Annotated in this window: 13 protein-coding genes; 5 read left to right on the top strand and 8 right to left on the bottom strand. The window is 71.0% G+C overall.

Going from position 1 to position 17,411, the window contains the following annotated elements; translation table 11 throughout:
- Positions 1–28: 28 nt before the first annotated feature.
- On the bottom strand, positions 29–2,668 hold the full coding sequence (locus ACIBK6_RS30360; protein ID WP_399054626.1) for a bifunctional FO biosynthesis protein CofGH: 2,640 nt from the start codon (positions 2,666–2,668) through the stop codon (positions 29–31).
- 229 nt (positions 2,669–2,897) lie between these two features.
- Between ACIBK6_RS30360 and ACIBK6_RS30355 the strand changes: the two genes are divergently transcribed.
- Positions 2,898–4,559, top strand: coding sequence for a CocE/NonD family hydrolase (locus ACIBK6_RS30355; RefSeq protein ID WP_399054625.1), 1,662 nt, complete (start codon positions 2,898–2,900; stop codon positions 4,557–4,559).
- Positions 4,560–4,610: 51 nt separating this feature from the next.
- Here the strand turns inward: ACIBK6_RS30355 and ACIBK6_RS30350 are convergent, their stop codons facing one another.
- On the bottom strand, positions 4,611–5,441 hold the full coding sequence (locus tag ACIBK6_RS30350; RefSeq protein WP_399054714.1) for a TIGR03619 family F420-dependent LLM class oxidoreductase: 831 nt from the start codon (positions 5,439–5,441) through the stop codon (positions 4,611–4,613).
- Positions 5,442–5,635: 194 nt separating this feature from the next.
- Here ACIBK6_RS30350 and ACIBK6_RS30345 point away from each other — a divergent pair, with 194 nt between their 5' ends.
- From ACIBK6_RS30345 to ACIBK6_RS30330, 4 genes are all read left to right on the top strand, one after another.
- A complete protein-coding gene (locus ACIBK6_RS30345) occupies positions 5,636–7,162 on the top strand; it encodes a CehA/McbA family metallohydrolase (protein WP_399054624.1) in 1,527 nt (508 codons plus the stop codon).
- A gap of 82 nt (positions 7,163–7,244) precedes the next feature.
- A complete protein-coding gene (locus ACIBK6_RS30340; protein ID WP_399054623.1) occupies positions 7,245–7,859 on the top strand; it encodes a Uma2 family endonuclease in 615 nt (204 codons plus the stop codon).
- A 22-nt stretch (positions 7,860–7,881) separates the two neighbouring features.
- The gene (locus tag ACIBK6_RS30335) at positions 7,882–8,619 is read left to right on the top strand and encodes an IclR family transcriptional regulator (RefSeq protein WP_399054622.1); all 738 of its coding nucleotides are present in this window, start codon (positions 7,882–7,884) and stop codon (positions 8,617–8,619) included.
- Positions 8,620–8,777: 158 nt separating this feature from the next.
- A complete protein-coding gene (locus ACIBK6_RS30330; protein ID WP_399054621.1) occupies positions 8,778–9,107 on the top strand; it encodes a putative quinol monooxygenase in 330 nt (109 codons plus the stop codon).
- Here the strand turns inward: ACIBK6_RS30330 and ACIBK6_RS30325 are convergent.
- The 6 genes from ACIBK6_RS30325 to ACIBK6_RS30300 form a co-directional block, all read right to left on the bottom strand.
- Positions 9,104–10,558, bottom strand: a complete 1,455-nt coding sequence (locus ACIBK6_RS30325) for an aldehyde dehydrogenase family protein (protein ID WP_399054713.1) — start codon at positions 10,556–10,558, stop codon at positions 9,104–9,106. The two genes, ACIBK6_RS30330 and ACIBK6_RS30325, sit on opposite strands and share 4 nt — an antisense overlap.
- A 2-nt stretch (positions 10,559–10,560) precedes the next feature.
- Entirely contained in the window at positions 10,561–12,300 is a 1,740-nt protein-coding gene (locus ACIBK6_RS30320) for an amidohydrolase family protein (protein ID WP_399054620.1), read from the bottom strand.
- A 484-nt stretch (positions 12,301–12,784) separates the two neighbouring features.
- Entirely contained in the window at positions 12,785–13,912 is a 1,128-nt protein-coding gene (locus tag ACIBK6_RS30315) for an LLM class flavin-dependent oxidoreductase (protein ID WP_399054619.1), read from the bottom strand.
- 139 nt (positions 13,913–14,051) lie between these two features.
- Positions 14,052–14,837 carry an SDR family NAD(P)-dependent oxidoreductase gene (locus ACIBK6_RS30310; protein ID WP_399054618.1) on the bottom strand — a complete coding sequence of 262 codons (786 nt, stop codon included), beginning with the start codon at positions 14,835–14,837 and terminating at the stop codon, positions 14,052–14,054.
- Positions 14,838–14,846: 9 nt separating this feature from the next.
- Positions 14,847–15,791: an LLM class F420-dependent oxidoreductase gene (locus tag ACIBK6_RS30305; RefSeq protein WP_399054712.1), complete on the bottom strand. Its 945-nt coding sequence runs from the start codon at positions 15,789–15,791 to the stop codon at positions 14,847–14,849.
- Between the two features lie 241 nt (positions 15,792–16,032).
- Positions 16,033–17,268: an amidohydrolase family protein gene (locus tag ACIBK6_RS30300; RefSeq protein WP_399054617.1), complete on the bottom strand. Its 1,236-nt coding sequence runs from the start codon at positions 17,266–17,268 to the stop codon at positions 16,033–16,035.
- Between the last annotated feature and the right edge of the window lie 143 nt (positions 17,269–17,411).

Raw genomic sequence — 17,411 nt, 5'->3', positions numbered from 1 at the left:
CACGGGCACGGTGGGACTCGCCGGCCCCTCAGTCCCCCACCACCGGCAGCAGCTCCGGCAGATGCCCGTCCGAGGCATGGGCCGCCCTCACCCGCTCCTCCGGCACCTCTCCGTAGAGCGTCGTGCGCGGGCGGGACGGGCGGCCCGCCGCGTCCGCGATCGCCACGAGGTCCTTGATGGAGCGGTACGAGCCGTAACTGGAGCCCGCCATACGGGAGATGGTCTCCTCCATCAGGGTGCCGCCCAGGTCGTTCGCGCCGGAGCGGAGCATCTGCGCCGCGCCCTCCTGGCCCAGCTTCACCCAGCTGGTCTGGATGTTGGGGATGTGGGGGTGGAGGAGGAGACGGGCCATCGCGGTGACCGCCCGGTTGTCGCGGGCCGTGGGGCCCGGGCGGGCGATGCCCGCCAGGTACACCGGGGCGTTGGTGTGGATGAAGGGGAGGGTCACGAACTCCGTGAAGCCGGCGACGTTGTGAGAAAGCGCGGACTCCTGGATGCGCGCCAGCGTGCGGAAGTGGCCCAGCCAGTGGCGGGGCTGGTCGACGTGTCCGTACATCATCGTGGAGGACGAGCGGATGCCGAGCTCGTGGGCGGTCGTCACCACCTCGATCCAGGTGGCGGTCGGCAGCTTGCCCTTGGTCAGGATCCAGCGGACCTCGTCGTCCAGGATCTCCGCCGCCGTGCCCGGAATCGAGTCGAGGCCCGCTTCCTTCGCCGCCGTCAGCCACTCCCGGATCGACATGCCGGTGCGCGTCGCGCCGTTCACGACCTCCATCGGCGAGAACGCGTGGACGTGCATCCCCGGCACCCGCTCCTTCACCGCCTTCGCGATGTCGAAGTACGCCGTCCCCGGCAGGTCGGGGTGGATGCCGCCCTGCATGCAGACCTCGACTGCCCCTACTTCCCAGGCCTGTTCGGCCCGGTCCGCCACCTGCGACAGAGACAGCGTGTACGCGTCCGCGTCCGTGCGGCGCTGCGCGAAGGCGCAGAACCGGCAGCCGGTGTAGCAGACGTTGGTGAAATTGATGTTCCGCGTGACGATGTACGTCACGTCGTCGCCCACCACCGACCTGCGGACGTCGTCGGCCACCGCGCACAGCGCGTCCAGCGCCTCGCCGTCCGCGTGCAGCAGCGCGAGCGCCTCGGCGTCGGTCAGCTTCGTCGGGTCGTCGGCGGCCACCGCGAGGGCCTGGCGCACGTCCGCGTCGATGCGGGAGGGGACCATGCCCGGGGCCGCCGCCTCGCGCAGCGCGCCCCAGTCGCCGTACACGGAGTCGAAGTCCTCGCGGCGGTCCGAGGTGCGGCCCTCGGTGTCGATGGTGTGGTGCAGGTCGGTGCGGCCGGACGCCGCGAACCCTTCGTCGGGCTCCTGCCAGGGCAGGCCCCGCACCTCGGCCGCCTCGTTCGCCAGGCCCGTCTCCGGATCCGCGAGGGCGCGTACGTGCGGGAGCAGCCGGGGGTCGAGCCAGGGCTCACCGCGCTGCACGAACTCCGGGTAGATGCACAGCCGTTCGCGCAGCGAGAAGCCCTCCGCCCCGGATTTGGCGGCCAGTTCATCGATCTGCGGCCACGGCCGCTCGGGGTTCACATGGTCGATGGTGACCGGCGAGACGCCGCCCCAGTCGTCGATGCCCGCGCCGATGAGCCGCCCGTACTCCCCCGCGACCAGGTTCGGCGGCGCCTGTAGGCAGGCCGCCGGGCCCATGATGTGCCGGGCCACCGCGACCGTCGCCACCAGGTCGTCCAGGTCGGCGTCTGGCATGCCGCGCATCGCCGTGTCCGGCTTGGCGCGGAAGTTCTGGATGATCAGTTCCTGGATGCCGTGGTACGAGCGCGAGACGCGGCGCAGCGCGAACAGGGACTCCGCGCGCTCCTCGTACGTCTCGCCGATGCCGATCAGCAGCCCGCTGGTGAACGGCACCGACGAGCGGCCCGCGTCCTCCAACACCCGCAGCCGCACGGCCGGTTCCTTGTCCGGGGAGCCGTGGTGCGGGCCGCCCGGCTCGGACCACAGCCGGGTCGCGGTCGTCTCCAGCATCATGCCCATGGAGGGGGCGACCGGCTTGAGGCGCTGGAAGTCGGTCCACGACAGCACCCCGGGGTTGAGGTGCGGCAGCAGCCCGGTCTCCTCCAGGATGCGGATCGACATGGCGCGCACGTACGCGATGGTGTCGTCGTAGCCGTGCGCGTCGAGCCATTCGCGGGCCTCGGGCCAGCGGTCCTCGGGCTTGTCGCCGAGCGTGATCAGGGCTTCCTTGCAGCCGAGTTCGGCGCCCCGGCGGGCGATGTCGAGCACCTCGTCGGGGGACATGAACATCCCGTGCCCGGCCCGGCGCAGCTTGCCGGGCACGGTGACGAAGGTGCAGTAGTGGCACTTGTCCCGGCACAGCCGGGTGAGCGGGATGAACACGCTCTTGGAGTACGTGATGACGCCGGGCCGGCCCGCGGCTTCGAGGCCCGCGTCGCGGACCCGGGCGGCGGAGCCGGTGAGGTCGGCGAGGTCGGCGCCGCGGGCCTGGAGCAGCACGGCCGCCTCGGCGACGTCGAGCGCGACGCCGTCCCTGGCGCGTTTCAGCGCGCGCCGCATCGAGTTGGCGGTCGGTGCGGCGGAGGTCTGCGGAGCAGGGCCGGGTCCTGCTGCCTGCGGGGGCTGCGCGCTGGAAGTCATCCCCCGAGGATACGAGCGTGCGTTTGAACCCGCTCCCGGCGCCGCCCCCGGCCGCCATCCGCCGCCCACTGCCGTACGTTTCCGGCCAATCTGCTCGAAAGGGCATGAACACGCAGAGCGTCCGCCCCGATACTGGGAGTCGCTCCGGGCCCGAGCGCGACACCCGTGCAAGTCGACGAAGTGGGATGGGACCGACGTGACTTCAAAGGGATTGCGACCGGCGGCAGCGGTGAGCCTCTACCCGGAACTGGACGAAGCAGCGCTCGCGCAGGTCGTGGAGGCGCTGCGCACCGGCGACACCGCACGGCTCGCCCCCGCGCGGGCCGCCGAGGTGGCCGAGGCACGGAAGGCGGCGACCTTCCTGGACGGCGTGGGAGTGCCGGTCGGCGACGGCGTGGAGCTCGACGCCGCCTTATGGCTGCACAACGGCGACGGACGCCACCCGCTGATCGTGATGCCCTCGCCGTGGGCCAAGCAGGGCTGGACCGTCTACGCGGTGCAGGCGCTGCGCTTCGCCCGCCGCGGCTATCACGTACTGGCCTACACCACGCGGGGCTTCGGCGAGTCCGGCGGCGAGGTCGAGGTGGCCGGCGAGGCGGACATCGCCGACGGCATCAAGGCGCTCAGCTACCTCATCGCCCAGGCCGGCGGCCCGGACGCGATCGGCAAGGTCGGCTTCCTCGGCGACTCCTACGGCTCCGGCATCAGCCAGCTGGTCGCCGCCGAGGACCCCCGGGTGCACGCCGTGGTCGCGCTCAGCACCTGGGGCGACCTGGGCGAGGCGTTCTACGAGAACGACACCCGGCACATCGCCGCCGTGCAGACCCTGCTCGGCGCGGCCAAGACCGCCCGGCTCAGCGCGCGCACCCAGCAGGCCTTCGACGACGTACTGGCCAACCGGAACGTCGAGGAGACGCTGAGGTGGGCGGCCACGCGCTCGCCGTACCACCGGGTCGGCAAGCTCAACGAGCGCGAAGTACCGGTGCTGTTCGCGCAGGCCTGGCACGAGACGCTGTTCCCCGGCAACCAGACGCTGAAGATGTTCAACGCGCTGAGCGGCCCCAAGCGGCTGCTGCTGTCGATCGGCGACCACTCGGGTCCGGAGATGACCGGAATCCTGGGGCTGCCCAACCGGATCTGGCAGGACGCGCACCGCTGGTTCGACCGCCACCTGCTCGAAGCGGACGACGGCGCCGCCCCGGAGACCGCCGCCGCCTTCGACGCCGACTCCGGCGCCGAGGACCAGGTCGTCAGCGAGATCATGTGGAGCCGCGCCCTGGAGACCCGGCCCACCTGGGACGCGGCCACCGGCAACCCGGAGCGCTTCTATCTCACCGGGCCCGCCGAGGGCGCCAAGGACGGCGGGCTCCTGGACAAGCCCGGCAACGGCTGGCGCACCACGTTCACCACCGGCACCGACACCCCGGCCACCGTCGCGGACGCGATCCTGCTCACCGGGTACGCCGAGCTGGCCGGGCTGCCCAAGGCGTACCGGACCGGCCGGATCGACCGGACCCTGGCCGGGGTGTGGACGACCGCGCCCCTGCCGTCCCGGCACCAGCTGCGGGGCGTGCCCCGGCTGCGGGTGACGGTCGCGCCGAGCGCGGCGGAGTCGACGTTCGTGGCGTACCTCTTCGACGTGAACGCGTTCGGGATCGGCCGCATCATCACGCACGCGCCGTACACCGTGCTCGACGGCGCCCCGGACGCACCGGCCACCGTCGACCTCGCGCTCCAGGCCACCGGGTACGACGTGCCGGCCGGGCACCGTCTGATGCTGGTGCTTGACTCGGTGGACCCGTTCTACGGTCCCGCCGCCGAGACGCCCGGCACCCTCGCGATCACCTCGCCCGACGAGGACCCGTCGTATCTGGAACTCCCGCTGAGCTGAGCACCGGGGGCGGCCTGCCGGCCCGGGCCGCCCCTCCCTCGGACCTGCGGCCTACAGATACGCCGCGTACTCATCAAGAACCTTGAGCACCCCCGTCTCGTCCGCGGGCGGCAGCTGGAGGACGACCTCCTCGATGCCGAGGTCCGCGTAGTGCGCGAGCTTGCCGGGGGTCGGCAGCACCGCGTACGGCACGACCTGGAGGTCCTCGGGCGCGCGCCCGGCCGCCTCCCAGGCCCGGCGGAGCACCGGCAGCGACTCGGTGAGGCCGCGCCCGCCGATCGGCAGCCAGCCGTCCGCGTACTCGGCGATGTGCGCGAACAGCTTCGGCCCCGCGGCCCCGCCGATCAGGGTGCGCGGCGCCCCGTTCAGCACCGGCTTGGGATGGGCGTACGAGGCCTTCACCGACCCGAACTCGCCATCGTGGGCGGTCGGTTCGGCCGCCCACAGGGCGCGCATCAGGGCGAAGCGGTCCCGGCCGAGTTCGCGCCGGGCCGACCATTCGACGCCGTGGTCGGCGGCCTCCTCCCGGTTCCAGCCGAAGCCGAGACCGAGCGTGAAGCGCCCGCCGGAGAGGTGGTCGAGCGTGGCGACCTGCTTGGCGAGGCCGATCGGATCGTGCTGGGCGATCAGCGTGATCCCGGTGCCGAGGTGCAGGTGCTCGGTCACCGCCGAGGCCTGGCCGAGCGCGACGAACGGGTCGAGGGTGCGGCCGTACTCGGGCGGCAGCTCACCGCCCACCGGGTACGGAGTGACCCGCTCGACCGGAATGTGGGTGTGTTCCGGCAGGTAGAGCCCGGAGAACCCGCGCTGCTCCAGCTCGCGCGCGATGCGGACGGGCGTGATCGTCTCGTCGGTCAGAAAGATCGTGGTGGCGATGCGCATCGGCATACTCGGCATACCTTCCGGGTCGGTCTGGAGAGGTTTCAATTCCTATCCGGAGTGCCGCGCGGCCGCAAGGGATGGCTCAACTCGGCGACTCCCCGCGTTCACGTGGGGGTACGACAGTGAGCAGGCACCCCCCAAGACACCCCCAGGCACCTCCTCCCGCTCCTCTCCAATCACTGGGAGCTCCGGTCATGACCGAGAACGGATCCGGATCCATCGGCAGACGAGGACTCATCGTGACGGGCGCGGCCGCCGCCCTTACCTTGGGAACCGTGAACTTCGCGAACGCGGAACCCGGCGGCGGCGCGAGCGCCGGCCGCGCCGACGAGACGAAGACAGTGCGCGGCACCCTGCCACCCGGCTCCCCCGACTTCGTGTACCTGCCGGTCGAAGTACCGCACGGTGTACGGGAGTTGGCGGTCTCGTACACGTACGAGAAGGAGACCGTCCCGGCGGGCACCCAGAACAACGCCCTCGACATCGGCATCTTCGACGAGCGCGGCACCGAGCTCGGCGGCGCGGGATTCAGGGGCTGGTCGGGCGGGGCACGCACGGAGTTCTTCCTCCGCGCCGACGACGCGACCCCGGGCTATCTGCCGGGCCCGGTGCGCGCCGGGACCTGGCACATCGCGCTCGGCCCGTACACGGTCGCCCCGCAGGGCCTGCCGTACGCGGTGACGATCACCCTGAAGTACGGCGCCGCCGCCCCCACCCCGAAGCCCGTCTACCCGCCGCAGCGCGCGAAGGGCCGGGGCCGGGCCTGGTACCGGGGCGACTGCCACCTGCACTCGGTGTACTCCGACGGCAAGCGCACCCCGGCCGAGATCGCGGCGCTGGCCCGCGCGGCGGGCCTGGACTTCATCAACACCTCGGAGCACAACACGAATTCGGCGCACCGGGCGTGGCAGGGCCTGTGGGGCGACGACCTACTGATCATGACGGGCGAGGAGATCACCACCCGCAACGGCCACGTGGTGGCGCTGGGGCTCGCCCCGGGCACCTTCGTCGACTGGCGCTACCGGGCCCGGGACAACCGCTTCGGCCACTTCGCGCGCGAGATCCGCCGGGCGGGCGGCCTGGTCGTCCCCGCCCACCCGCACGCCACGTGCGTCGGCTGCAACTGGAAGTTCGGCTTCGGCGAGGCGGACGCGGTGGAGGTGTGGAACGGCCCCTACACCCCGGACGACGAGGTGACCCTCCAGGAATGGGACAACTCCCTTACCGTGGCCGCCAGTTCGGACAAGCCCTGGACCCCGGCGATGGGCAACAGCGACGCCCACCGCGACCCGGACCGCATCGGCGGCCCCCAGACCGTCGTGCTGGCCGACGACCTGACCCGCGAGGCGATCCAGGCGGGCCTGAAGGCGGGCCGCTCGTACGTGGCGGAATCGGCGGCGGTGTCACTGTCCTTCTCCGTCTCCGGCGGCCACGGCCAGCACGCGGGCATCGGCGAACGCCTGAGAGCCGCCCCCGACGAACAGGTGACAGCCCACCTGGAAGTCTCCGGCGCGCCCGGCTGCTCGATCGCCTTCGTCACCGACCAGGGCACCCTGTACACCACCCAGCTCCCCGCCTCGGGCACGGGCACGGCGCAGTGGCAGACCACCCCGGCCTACGCGACCTACATCCGCGCCGAAGTCCGCCACGCCCCGATCATCCCCGGCCTGCCGGGACAATTGGCGGCGTTCACGAATCCGGTGTTCCTGGGGACGCGGTAGCCCGGCGTGACCTTGCCACCGTGCGTATCGTTGTACCGCGCGGCCGCGTTCGTTCGAGAGGCGGCCGGGGAGGAGCGCCACGATGACCGTTGTCGACGACCGGATCACGGACGACAGGACCGACGACAGGATCGAGATGGCCGAGCACAGGGACAGCGAGCACACGCTCGACTCGCTGTTCGAGTGGCTGGAGAGGACCGCCCCCGAGGGTTATCGGATCGACATTGTCGAGGGGGGCATCTTCATGACGCCGCAGCGGAGCATCCACTGGGACATCATCGCGGACATCTTCGAACAACTGAGGACGAAGTTCCCCCGGAAACGGATCCTCTCCGATGTCCGGATCGACTATCCCGGGCACCTCAACGGCTTCTGCTCCGACATCACCCTCGTCTCCGAAGCGTCCGTCGAGCACGGCGCGCGGCGCTTCGTCCACAACGACGTCGAGTTCGTCGCCGAGGTCATCTCGAAGGGCACCGGCCCCAACGACTACGGCCCGAAGCGGATCGCCTACGCGAAGGCCGAGATCCCCGTCTACCTGATCGCCGACCCTTACCAGGGCAGGTGCCACGTCTACACCCGGCCCAAGAAGGGCGACTACGTCAGCGAGCTCAAGGTGGACTTCGACAACGACGTCGACCTGACGGACACCGTCGTCGGCCTCGTCCTCTCCACGGACGAATTCCCCCGGGAGTAACCGGCGCCCATACCCTCGCCCCATGACCACCACCCCCCAGTCCGTCGACCGCGCCCTCGCGATCCTCGATGCCGTGGCCGACGCACCGGGCCCGGTCGGGGCCAAGGAGCTGGCGCGGGGGCTCGGGTGTTCGCTGTCGACCGTCTACCACCTGCTCGGGCCGCTGACCGCACGCGGGCATCTCACCCGGACCGCCCAGGGGTACGCGCCGGGGCCGCGCGTTCCAGCCCTGCACCGGTCCTTCCAGCGGCATCTGCGCCTCGCCCCCGGCATCGGCGAACTCCTCCCGCGACTGCGCCGGGCCACCGGCGCCGAGGCGTACTACACGGCGTACCGCGGCGGGCTGATCACCGTGGTCGACAGCACCGCCCCCGTCGCCGACACCGCCAACCCCTTCACCCCGGGCCCCGAAGTCCGCGCCCACGCCACCGCTCACGGCAAGGCGCTGCTCGCCGGGCTGCCCCGGCCGGTGCGGCGCCGCTATCTCGCCGAGCACGGCATGGCCAGGTTCACCGACCGTACGATCACCGCCGCCGACCGCTTCGAGGCCGAGCTGGACCGGGTGCGCGGGCAGGGTTTCGCCGTGTCGATGGGCGAGGCGGACCCGGCGTACACCTGCCTGGCTGTGGCGCTGCCAGGCCCGCGCGCGGACGGTACGGTGCATGCCCTGTCGGTGTCGCTGGCGACCACGGACTTCCGGCGGCGCGGCGGCGAGATCCGCGCCGCCGTGGCCCGGGCCGCGCAGGCCCTGGCCGACTGAACCATTCCGGGCGGGGCGTGCGGCGGCACTGGTAGGTGCCCGAGGGGGCCCGGCCCGCCTTGCCCGACGGGCACCGCTCCCGCCCCGCCTTCCGGCAGGGTCGGAATCCCGGCCACCCCCGCTTGCGGCACCCCGACCCCACCCGCACCGTAGAAGGCATGATCTTCATCGCTGTCAGGTTCACCGTCCGTCCCGAGCACGCCGACGACTGGCTGGCCATCGTGGACGACTTCACCCGGGCCACCCGCGCCGAGCCGGGCAACCTGTTCTACGACTGGTCGCGCAGTGTGGACGACCCCACCCAGTACACCCTCCTCGAAGCCTTCGCCGACGCGGCCGCAGGCGCGGCGCACGTCGACTCCGACCACTTCCGGGCGGGCCTGGAGTCGATGGCCGGCGCCGTCGCCACCACCCCGGAGATCATCAACATCGAGGTGCCGGGCCAGGGTTGGAGCAAGATGGCCGAGCTGTCCCCCAGGAACGGCTAACCCGGCCAGACGATCGACTGGAGTTCGCTGTACGCGTGCAGCGCGTACGAGCCGACATCGCGCCCCACCCCGCTCTTCTTGAAGCCGCCGAACGGCGCCTCCATGTTGCGGCCGACGGTGTTCACGCCGACCCCGCCCGCGCGCAGCCGGCGGGCGACGCGGAAGGCCCGTGCCACGTCGCCGGACCAGACGTAGTCGAGCAGCCCGTACTCGCTGTCATTGGCCAGCGCGATGCCTTCCTCCTCGTCCTCGAAGGGGACGACCACCACGACCGGCCCGAAGATCTCCTCCCGCACCACCCGCATGTCGTTGGTGCATTCGGCGAGGAGGGTCGGGGCGACGTAGAACCCCCGTGAGAAGTCCGGGCGTTGGCCGCCTGCCACCACACTCGCCCCCTCCTTCCTGCCCAGTTCGACGTACGCCTCGATGCGGTCGCGGTGCGCGGCGGAGATCACCGGCCCGACCACCGTGCCCCGCGCCGCCGGATCCCCCACCGTCATGAAGCCGAGGTATCCGGTGAGCTTGTCGATCAGCTGGTCGTGGACGCCGCGCTGGACCAGGACACGGGTCGGCGCGGTGCAGATCTGCCCGCTGTAGAAGGCGAACGTCGTGCCGATGCCCTGGGTCGCCGAGTCGAGGTCGGCGTCGTCGAACACGAGCGCCGCGCCCTTGCCGCCCAGTTCCATCAACTGCCGCTTCATGTCCCGCCCGCACACCTCGGCGATGCGCTGCCCCACCGACGTACTGCCGGTGAAGCTGACCATGTCGACGTCCGGCGAGTCGACGGCCGCCTCCCCCACGGCGGGGGCCGACCCCGTGACGACGTTCACGACCCCGCGCGGCACCCCCGCCTCCGCCAGGGCCTCGGCCATCCTGAACACGGACAGCGGATCCTGCGGGGCGGGTTTGACCACGACGGTGTTGCCCATGGCGAGCGCGGGTGCGACCTTGCCCGCCGGGTTGGCCCAGGGATTGTTGTACGAGGTGATGCAGCTGACCACCCCGACCGGCTGACGCACGGCGAGCGCCCCGAACACCCCGGCCTTCCCCATCGGCCCCGCCTCGTTGATCTGCGGCACAAGGGCCTGCTCGGCCGGCTCCAGGGCGCCCTTCGCGTACCGCCGGAACCGCGATACGCCGACCGCGACCTGCATGCCGCGCGCGGTGGCGGTGGTGGCGCCGGTCTCGGCGCGGGCCAGTTCGGCGTTCGGGGCGAAGTCGCGCTGCATGAGGTCGGCGGCCCGGTCGAGGATCGCGGCCCGCTCCTCGGGACGCGTACGGGACCACGAGCCAAAGGCTTCCCGGGCGGCCGCGGCGGCCCGGTACACCTGCTCACGACTGGCCTCGGGGGCATACCCGACCACGTCCTCGGTGGCGGGATTGAGCACGGGATAACACCCCCCATCCCCCTCAACCCACTCCCCCCCAATGAACAACTTCCGCTTATCCAGGCTCACTTGGTGCTCACCGTCCTGGTGTCGCGTCCGGATCGGAGCACCGTGCCGGGAACGGCCCCCGTCACCCGGTCGTCGCGGATCGTCTCGACGCCGTTGACCCGGACCGACACGATCCCGATCGCCTTGGAGTCGAGCCGGGGGCTGTCGCCGGGCAGATCGTGCACGAGGGTGGCGGGCCCGGCCTCGATGCGGGCGGGGTCGAACAGGACGAGATCGGCGTGCCACCCCTCCGCCACCCGCCCCCGCTCCCTGAGCCCGAACAACTGGGCCGGATCGTCGGTGAGCATCTTGACGGCCCGCTCCAGGGGGACGAGTTTGCGGCCGCGCAGACAGTCACCGAGGAAGCGCGTGGTGTACGGAGCCCCGCACATCCGGTCGAGGTGCGCCCCCGCGTCGGACCCGCCGAGCAGCACGTCCTCGTGCTCCCAGGTCTCGCGCCGCAGCGCCCACGTGGCGGGGTCGTTGTCGGTGGGCATGGGCCAAAGGACCGTACGCAGACGGTCGTTGGCGCAGATCTCCACGAGGCAGTGGAAGGGATCGAGCCCGCGCTCGGCGGCGATGTCATTGACCACCCGCCCGGAAAGCCCGTCATTCTCGTCACTGTACGTATCCCCGATGACATACCGCCCGAAGTTGGCGAGACGGCGGAAGATCCCGGCTTCCCTGCTGTCGGCGCGGCGCAGCATCTCGGCCCGCACGTCGGCGTCGCGCAGCTTGGTGATGCGCTCGGGGACGGGAAGGCCGAGGATCTCGCCCCAGCCCGGGATGAGGTTGAGGGCGCAGAAGGTGCCGAGGGACATGTTCATGGGGGTGAGGATCGGCATGGTGAGGGCGACGACGCGGCCACCGGCCTTGCGGGCGCGCTCACTTGGGACGAGCTGACGCGGTACGCGTTCGGGTACAGCGGCGTCGATGGTGAGAACGTTCCAATTGAGGGGCCGACCAGCGGCGGCACTCATCTCAACCAGAAGCTCGATCTCCTCATCCCCGAATTGATCGAGACACCCGGCGACGATGGCTTCGAGCTGGGTGCCCTCGTGCTCCCCAACGGCCCTGCTGAGAGCGAGGAGTTCACCGGGAAGGGCATGACGCGACGCGACAGGTTGTCCGTCCCCATCGGAGTGAGTGGAGGACTGGGTGGTGGAGAGCCCCCAGGCGCCGGCGTCCATGGCGTCGTGGAGGAGGCCCAGCATGGCGTCCAACTGCTCCGGGGTGGGCTGCCCGCCGACGGCATCGGCCCCCATGACATGCCGCCGAAGCGCACAATGCCCGACCATGAACCCGGCGTTGACGGCGATACGCCCGTCAAGAGCGGCGAGGTACTCCCCGAAGGAGGCCCACCCCCAACCGACGCCCTCCTCAAGGGCCTTGAGGGACATGCCCTCGACCTTGGACATCATGCGACGGGTGTAGTCGGCGTCCTCGGGGCGGTCGGGGTTGAGCGGGGCGAGGGTGAACCCGCAGTTGCCGCCCGCGACGGTGGTGACGCCGTGGTTCATGGACGGCGTGGCGTAGGGATCCCAGAAGAGCTGGGCGTCGTAGTGGGTGTGCGGGTCCACGAACCCGGGTGCGAGGACGAGCCCGGTGGCGTCCTCGCGGGCACGGGTGTCCTCGGTGACGGTGCCGGGTTCGGCGACCAGGGCGATCCGGCCGCCCCGGATCCCGACATCGGCGAGCCGGGCCGGGGCCCCGGTCCCGTCCACGAGGGTGGCCCCGGTGATGAGGTGGTCGAGCATGGCGGTCCCTTCCTGTCCTGGTATGCGGATGCGCCCCGCCTTGCCGGGGGTACGCGGGTGCGCCCCCGTCTTCCCGGGTACGCGGTGTGCCCCGCCTTGCCGAATGCGCGGTGTGCGCCCGCCTTGCCGGGGGTACGCGGGTGCGCCCCGGCCGGAGACCGCCGCGATGGCCTCCGGCCGGGGCCGGTTACGAGGCAGCGATCCGGGAAGACACCACCCCGCGTCTGTGTGGCCTGGCTGAGCCCCGGCACCCCCCCATACCGGGGCTACCCCCGAGCCCGGGGCCCGGCCGCTCTGGGGGCTGCGCCCCCAGTCCCCCAACGCCTTCGTCCGCGGACCGTGCCCGGTTGTGCCCACCCTCCCCCAAGCTCTTAAGGAGCAGGGGGGACCCCCATCGCCGTGCGGAACGCCTGCCCACAACCAGGTAGCAAATCCAGCCCCTCCGGCGTTTGAGGAGCGGGGTCCGGGGCGGAGCCCCGGGGGGTCAGGAACCCGATGCCGCGCGGAAGCGGGACGTCCGGTGGACCGGATCCGTATCGATCCGGGGAATCACATGCTCCCCGATCAGCCGAATCGACTGCATCGTCTCCTCGAACGGCACCCCGATAGGCAACCCGAACGACAGCTGATCCGCCCCCGCCTGCTCCCACCGCTTGCACTGCGCGGTGACCTCATCCGGATCCCCGCAGATCATCAGCTCCTCGGCGATCAACAGCTCGATGATCTCCGCGTTGTACTCCGGCAGGGTCTCCGGCCACTGAGGAATCCCCTCCGGCCGGGGGAACGTGTCGTGGTAGCGGAACACCAGCGACTGAAGCCGGTTGAGCCCGCCCTCCACCGCGATCCGCACCGCCTCGTCGTGCGTGGGCGCACAGATCGCCGTCGACGTCACCATCACGTTGTCGTTGACGAAGTCCGCGATCGGCTCCGCCTCCTGGATGGCCGTCTTGTACTGCTCAAGGACCCACTCCATGTCGGAGACCTTCTGCACGGAGAAGCCGAGCACCCCCAGCCCCTTGCGCGCCGCCATGGCGTACGAGGACGGCGACCCGGCCGCGTACCACATGGCCGGATGCGACTTCCCGTACGGCTTGGGGAAGATCTTCCGCGGCGGCAGCGACCAGTGCTTGCCCTGGAAGCCGGGGTACTCCTCCTGGAGCCACATCTTGGGGAACTCGGCGATGGTCTCTTCCCAGATCTCCTTGGTGTAGTTCATATCGGTGACACCCGGTATGAACCCCAGGATCTCGTGCGACCCCGCCCCTCTCCCCGACCCGAACTCGAAGCGCCCTTCGGACAGATGGTCCAGCATCGCCACCTTCTCGGCGACCTTCACCGGATGGTTGACCTGGGCCAGCGGGTTGAAGATGCCCGAGCCGAGGTGGATGCGCTCGGTGGCGTGGGCGAGGTAGCCGAGGAAGACCTCGTTGGCCGACAGGTGCGAGTACTCCTCCAGGAAGTGGTGCTCGGAGGCCCAGGCGTACTTGAAGCCGGACTTGTCGGCCTGGATGACGTACTGGGTCTCCTCCATCAGCGCCTTGTGCTCCGCCTCCGGGTCGACCGCGGACCGTGCGGCGGGCACGTATCCCTGCACAAAGAGTCCGAATTCCAAGGGACTTCTCCTTCACGTCCTTCACGAGATAACGCTTGTTTCTGACGCATCGTCAGATCGTGATGGGGTCGACTGTTCCACCGGCCGGATGGACCGTCAATACCTGACGCATGGTCAGACAAGCCGCCAGAACGAGCGGTCAGAACAGCGACACCCCGGCCAGCCACCCGCCGTCGATCACGAACGGCTGGCCGGTGATGTACGAGGAGTCCTCGGTGGACAGGAACAGGGCCAGCGCCGCCACCTCCTCGGGCCTGCCGACCCGGCCCAACGGCACGAGCTTGCGGTACAGCGCGTCCAGGGCCGCCGAGGTCTCGGCCGGGTCGGCGGACGGGTCGAGCTGGGCCGGATTGGACATCGGGGTGTCGATCGCCCCCGGGCACACCGCGTTGACCCGGATCCCCAGGTGCGCGAGTTCCATCGAGGCGACCCGGGTGAGCCCGAGGATCGCGTGCTTGGTGGCCGCGTACGTCCCCACCGCGCTCATGCCGGTCATCGCCGTGTACGAGGCGGTGTTGACGATGGTGCCGCCGCCCGCCGCCCCGATCTCGGGCGCCACCGTCTTGATGCCGAGGAAGCAGCCGACCTGGTTGACCTGGACGACCTGCATGAACTCGTCCAGCGGCGTGTCCACCAGCGCGTTGAAGCGCAGGATCCCGGCGTTGTTGACCAGCCCGTCGATCCTCCCGAAGGCGTCCTTGGCGGCGGCGACGGCGGCCACCCAGTCCGCCTCCTGGCTCACGTCGAGGTGGACGAAACGCGCCCGCTCCTCCCCCAACTCCTTTTCCAGTGCCTCCCCTTGGCCATCGAGTACGTCCGCTATGACGACCCTGGCGCCTTCGGCCGTGAACAGCCGCGCCTCCTGCTCACCCTGGCCGCGCGCGCCGCCGGTGATGACGACGACCCGTCCGTCGAGCTTGCCCATGCCGTACTCCTAGTCGTTGAGGTGCGGGGCGACCTCGGCCCCGAACGCCGCCATCTGGTCGGTGAGTTCGGTGCGCCCCCGGGACCGGAACCGCACCTGGATCTGGTCGACGCCCATCGCTCCGTACGCCCGCAGCGACTCGGCGAGCACCTCGGGCTTCCCGGTGAGGGTGCGGCGGCCGGTCTCCCAGCCGGGTTCGCCGACGTACAGCGCCTCGGTGATCGCCCCGATCACGATGGGTTCCGCGACTCCGGCCCCTTCGCGGATCGCCTTCAACCTGGCGATCTGCGCGGGGAGTTGATCTCTCCGGTCGCCCTGCGGCAGCCAGCCGTCACCGCGTACGGCGGCCCTGCGTACGGCGGCCGGCGAGGAGCCGCCCACCCACAGGGGGACACGCCGCTGCGCGGGCCTGGGCCGCTGGCCGAGCCCGCCGAAGGCGAACCGCTCGCCGTGGAACTCCGGATACTCCTCGGGCCCCAGCGCGGCCCGCAACGCGTCGATCGTCTCGTCCAGAACCGGCCCGCGACCCGCGAAGTCCGCGCCGACCGCGTCGAATTCCTCCTTTACGTGCCCGGCACCGACCCCCAGGATCAGCCGCCCGCCGCTGAGGTGGTCCAGGGTGGCGTACTGCTTGGCGGTGATCAGGGGGTGGCGCAGGCCGACGACCGCGACGTGGCTCATCAGCCGGACCCGCTCGGTGATGCCCGCCAGGAAGGCGAGGGTGGCGACCGGGTCGTACCAGACGGTGCCCATGGGTCCGGCGAGGCGGCGCGGGATCGCGATGTGGTCGCAGCTCGCGAGGTAGGCGAACCCGGCCCGGTCGGCGGCCCGCGCGATCTCGGCCAGCTCGCCGGGCCCCGCGTCCGCCTCCCAGCCCTCCGCGTAGATGGTGCTCTGCGACTGGACGGGGAGCTGCATCCCGTACACCAGTCGCCCGTCCGGCAGTATCCGCACCACGCGCCCGCCTCCATCCTGATCTGACGACCCGTCACATGACGGTTGGCGGACCCATCGTCATAGCTGACGCATCGTCAGGCAAGGGGTGTGCGGTGGCGCGGCGCGGCGGTGGGGGTTTGCACTGCGGACCGTGCGTGGCTAGTCGCGCAGTTCCCCGCCCCCCTTGAGGGATCCCGGCACGGGCGCACCGCTATTCTCCGCGGACCGTGCGTGGCTGGGCGCGCAGTTCCCCGCGCCCCTAGGGGGTGCCGTGCTGCACCCCTGGCCACAACCCCTCGTCCGTAAGACCCAGCAGCTCGATCGCGTTGCGCCGGACGATTCGGTTCACCACGTCCGGTGCCAGATGGCCCATCTGCGTCTCGCCGACCTCCTTGGACTTGGGCCAGGTGGAGTCGGAGTGCGGGTAGTCGGTCTCGTACAGCACGTTGCCCACCCCGATCGCGTCCAGGTTCCGCAGACCGAACGCGTCGTCGAAGAAGCAGCCGTAGACGTGCTCGGCGAAGAGTTCGGACGGCGGGCGGTGGACCTTGTCGGCGACGCCGCCCCAGCCGCGGTTCTCCTCCCAGACCACGTCCGCGCGTTCCAGGACGTACGGGATCCAGCCGATCTGCCCCTCGGCGTACATGATCCTGAGGTTCGGGAAGCGCTCGAACTTGCCGCTCATCAGCCAGTCGACCATCGAGAAGCAGCAGTTGGCGAAGGTGATGGTGGAGCCGACGGCGGGCGGCGCGTCCGGCGAGGTGGACGGCATCTTGCTGGACGAGCCGATGTGCATGGCGATGACCGTGCCGGTCTCGTCGCAGGCGGCGAGGAAGGGGTCCCAGTCGTCCGTGTGGATGGAGGGCAGGCCGAGGTGCGGGGGTATCTCGGAGAAGGCGACCGCGCGCACCCCGCGCGCGGCGTTGCGGCGTACCTCGGCGGCGGCGAGTTGGGCGTCCCACAGCGGGATCAGGGTGAGCGGGATGAGCCGGCCGTGCGCCTCGGGGCCGCACCACTCCTCCACCATCCAGTCGTTGTACGCCTGGACCGCGAGCAGTCCGAGTTCGCGGTCCTTGGCCTCGGTGAAGGTCTGGCCGCAAAAGCGCGGGAAGGTCGGGAAGCAGAGGGCGGACTGGACGTGGTTCACGTCCATGTCCGCGAGCCGCTCGGGCACGCTGAACGACCCCTTGCGCATCTGCTCGTACGTGATGACTTCGAGCTTGATCTCGTCCCGGTCGTAGCCGACGGCCGTGTCGAGGCGGGTGAGCGGGCGGTGCAGGTCCTCGTACACCCACCAGTCGCCGATCGGCCCGTCGTCGCCCTTCGCGCCCATGACCGGCGCGAACTTCCCGCCCAGGAAGGTCATTTCCTTCAGGGGGGCCCGTACGATGCGCGGTCCGGTGTCGCGGAACCGGGACGGGAGCCGGTCCCGCCAGACGTTGGGGGGCTCAACCGTGTGGTCGTCCACCGAGATGATCTTCGGGAAGGTCTCCATGCCGTCCACGGTAGACCCGATCTGACGATCCGTCAGCTAGTTGGCGGGCGTCCGCCGTGCGACCGGTGGGCGCATACCGGCCGGTCGGTGCCGCACGTACTGCGCCGCCGGCGCTTGCGCCGAGCGTGAAGGGCATGTGTCGA

The organism is Streptomyces sp. NPDC050485 (assembly GCF_044458185.1).
Taxonomy (GTDB): domain Bacteria; phylum Actinomycetota; class Actinomycetes; order Streptomycetales; family Streptomycetaceae; genus Streptomyces.
Note: the sequence above shows the minus strand (reverse complement) of the source record. Positions and strands in the feature narration are given on the sequence as shown.

Bases quoted from the DNA above. Each gene is read 5' to 3' on its own strand.
- ACIBK6_RS30360 (WP_399054626.1), bottom strand. From the start codon at position 2,668: ATGACTTCCAGCGCGCAGCCCCCGCAGGCAGCAGGACCCGGCCCTGCT.
- ACIBK6_RS30350 (WP_399054714.1), bottom strand. From the start codon at position 5,441: ATGCGCATCGCCACCACGATCTTTCTGACCGACGAGACGATCACGCCC.
- ACIBK6_RS30345 (WP_399054624.1), top strand. From the start codon at position 5,636: ATGACCGAGAACGGATCCGGATCCATCGGCAGACGAGGACTCATCGTG.
- ACIBK6_RS30340 (WP_399054623.1), top strand. From the start codon at position 7,245: ATGACCGTTGTCGACGACCGGATCACGGACGACAGGACCGACGACAGG.
- ACIBK6_RS30335 (WP_399054622.1), top strand. From the start codon at position 7,882: ATGACCACCACCCCCCAGTCCGTCGACCGCGCCCTCGCGATCCTCGAT.
- ACIBK6_RS30330 (WP_399054621.1), top strand. From the start codon at position 8,778: ATGATCTTCATCGCTGTCAGGTTCACCGTCCGTCCCGAGCACGCCGAC.
- ACIBK6_RS30320 (WP_399054620.1), bottom strand. From the start codon at position 12,300: ATGCTCGACCACCTCATCACCGGGGCCACCCTCGTGGACGGGACCGGG.
- ACIBK6_RS30310 (WP_399054618.1), bottom strand. From the start codon at position 14,837: ATGGGCAAGCTCGACGGACGGGTCGTCGTCATCACCGGCGGCGCGCGC.
- ACIBK6_RS30300 (WP_399054617.1), bottom strand. From the start codon at position 17,268: ATGGAGACCTTCCCGAAGATCATCTCGGTGGACGACCACACGGTTGAG.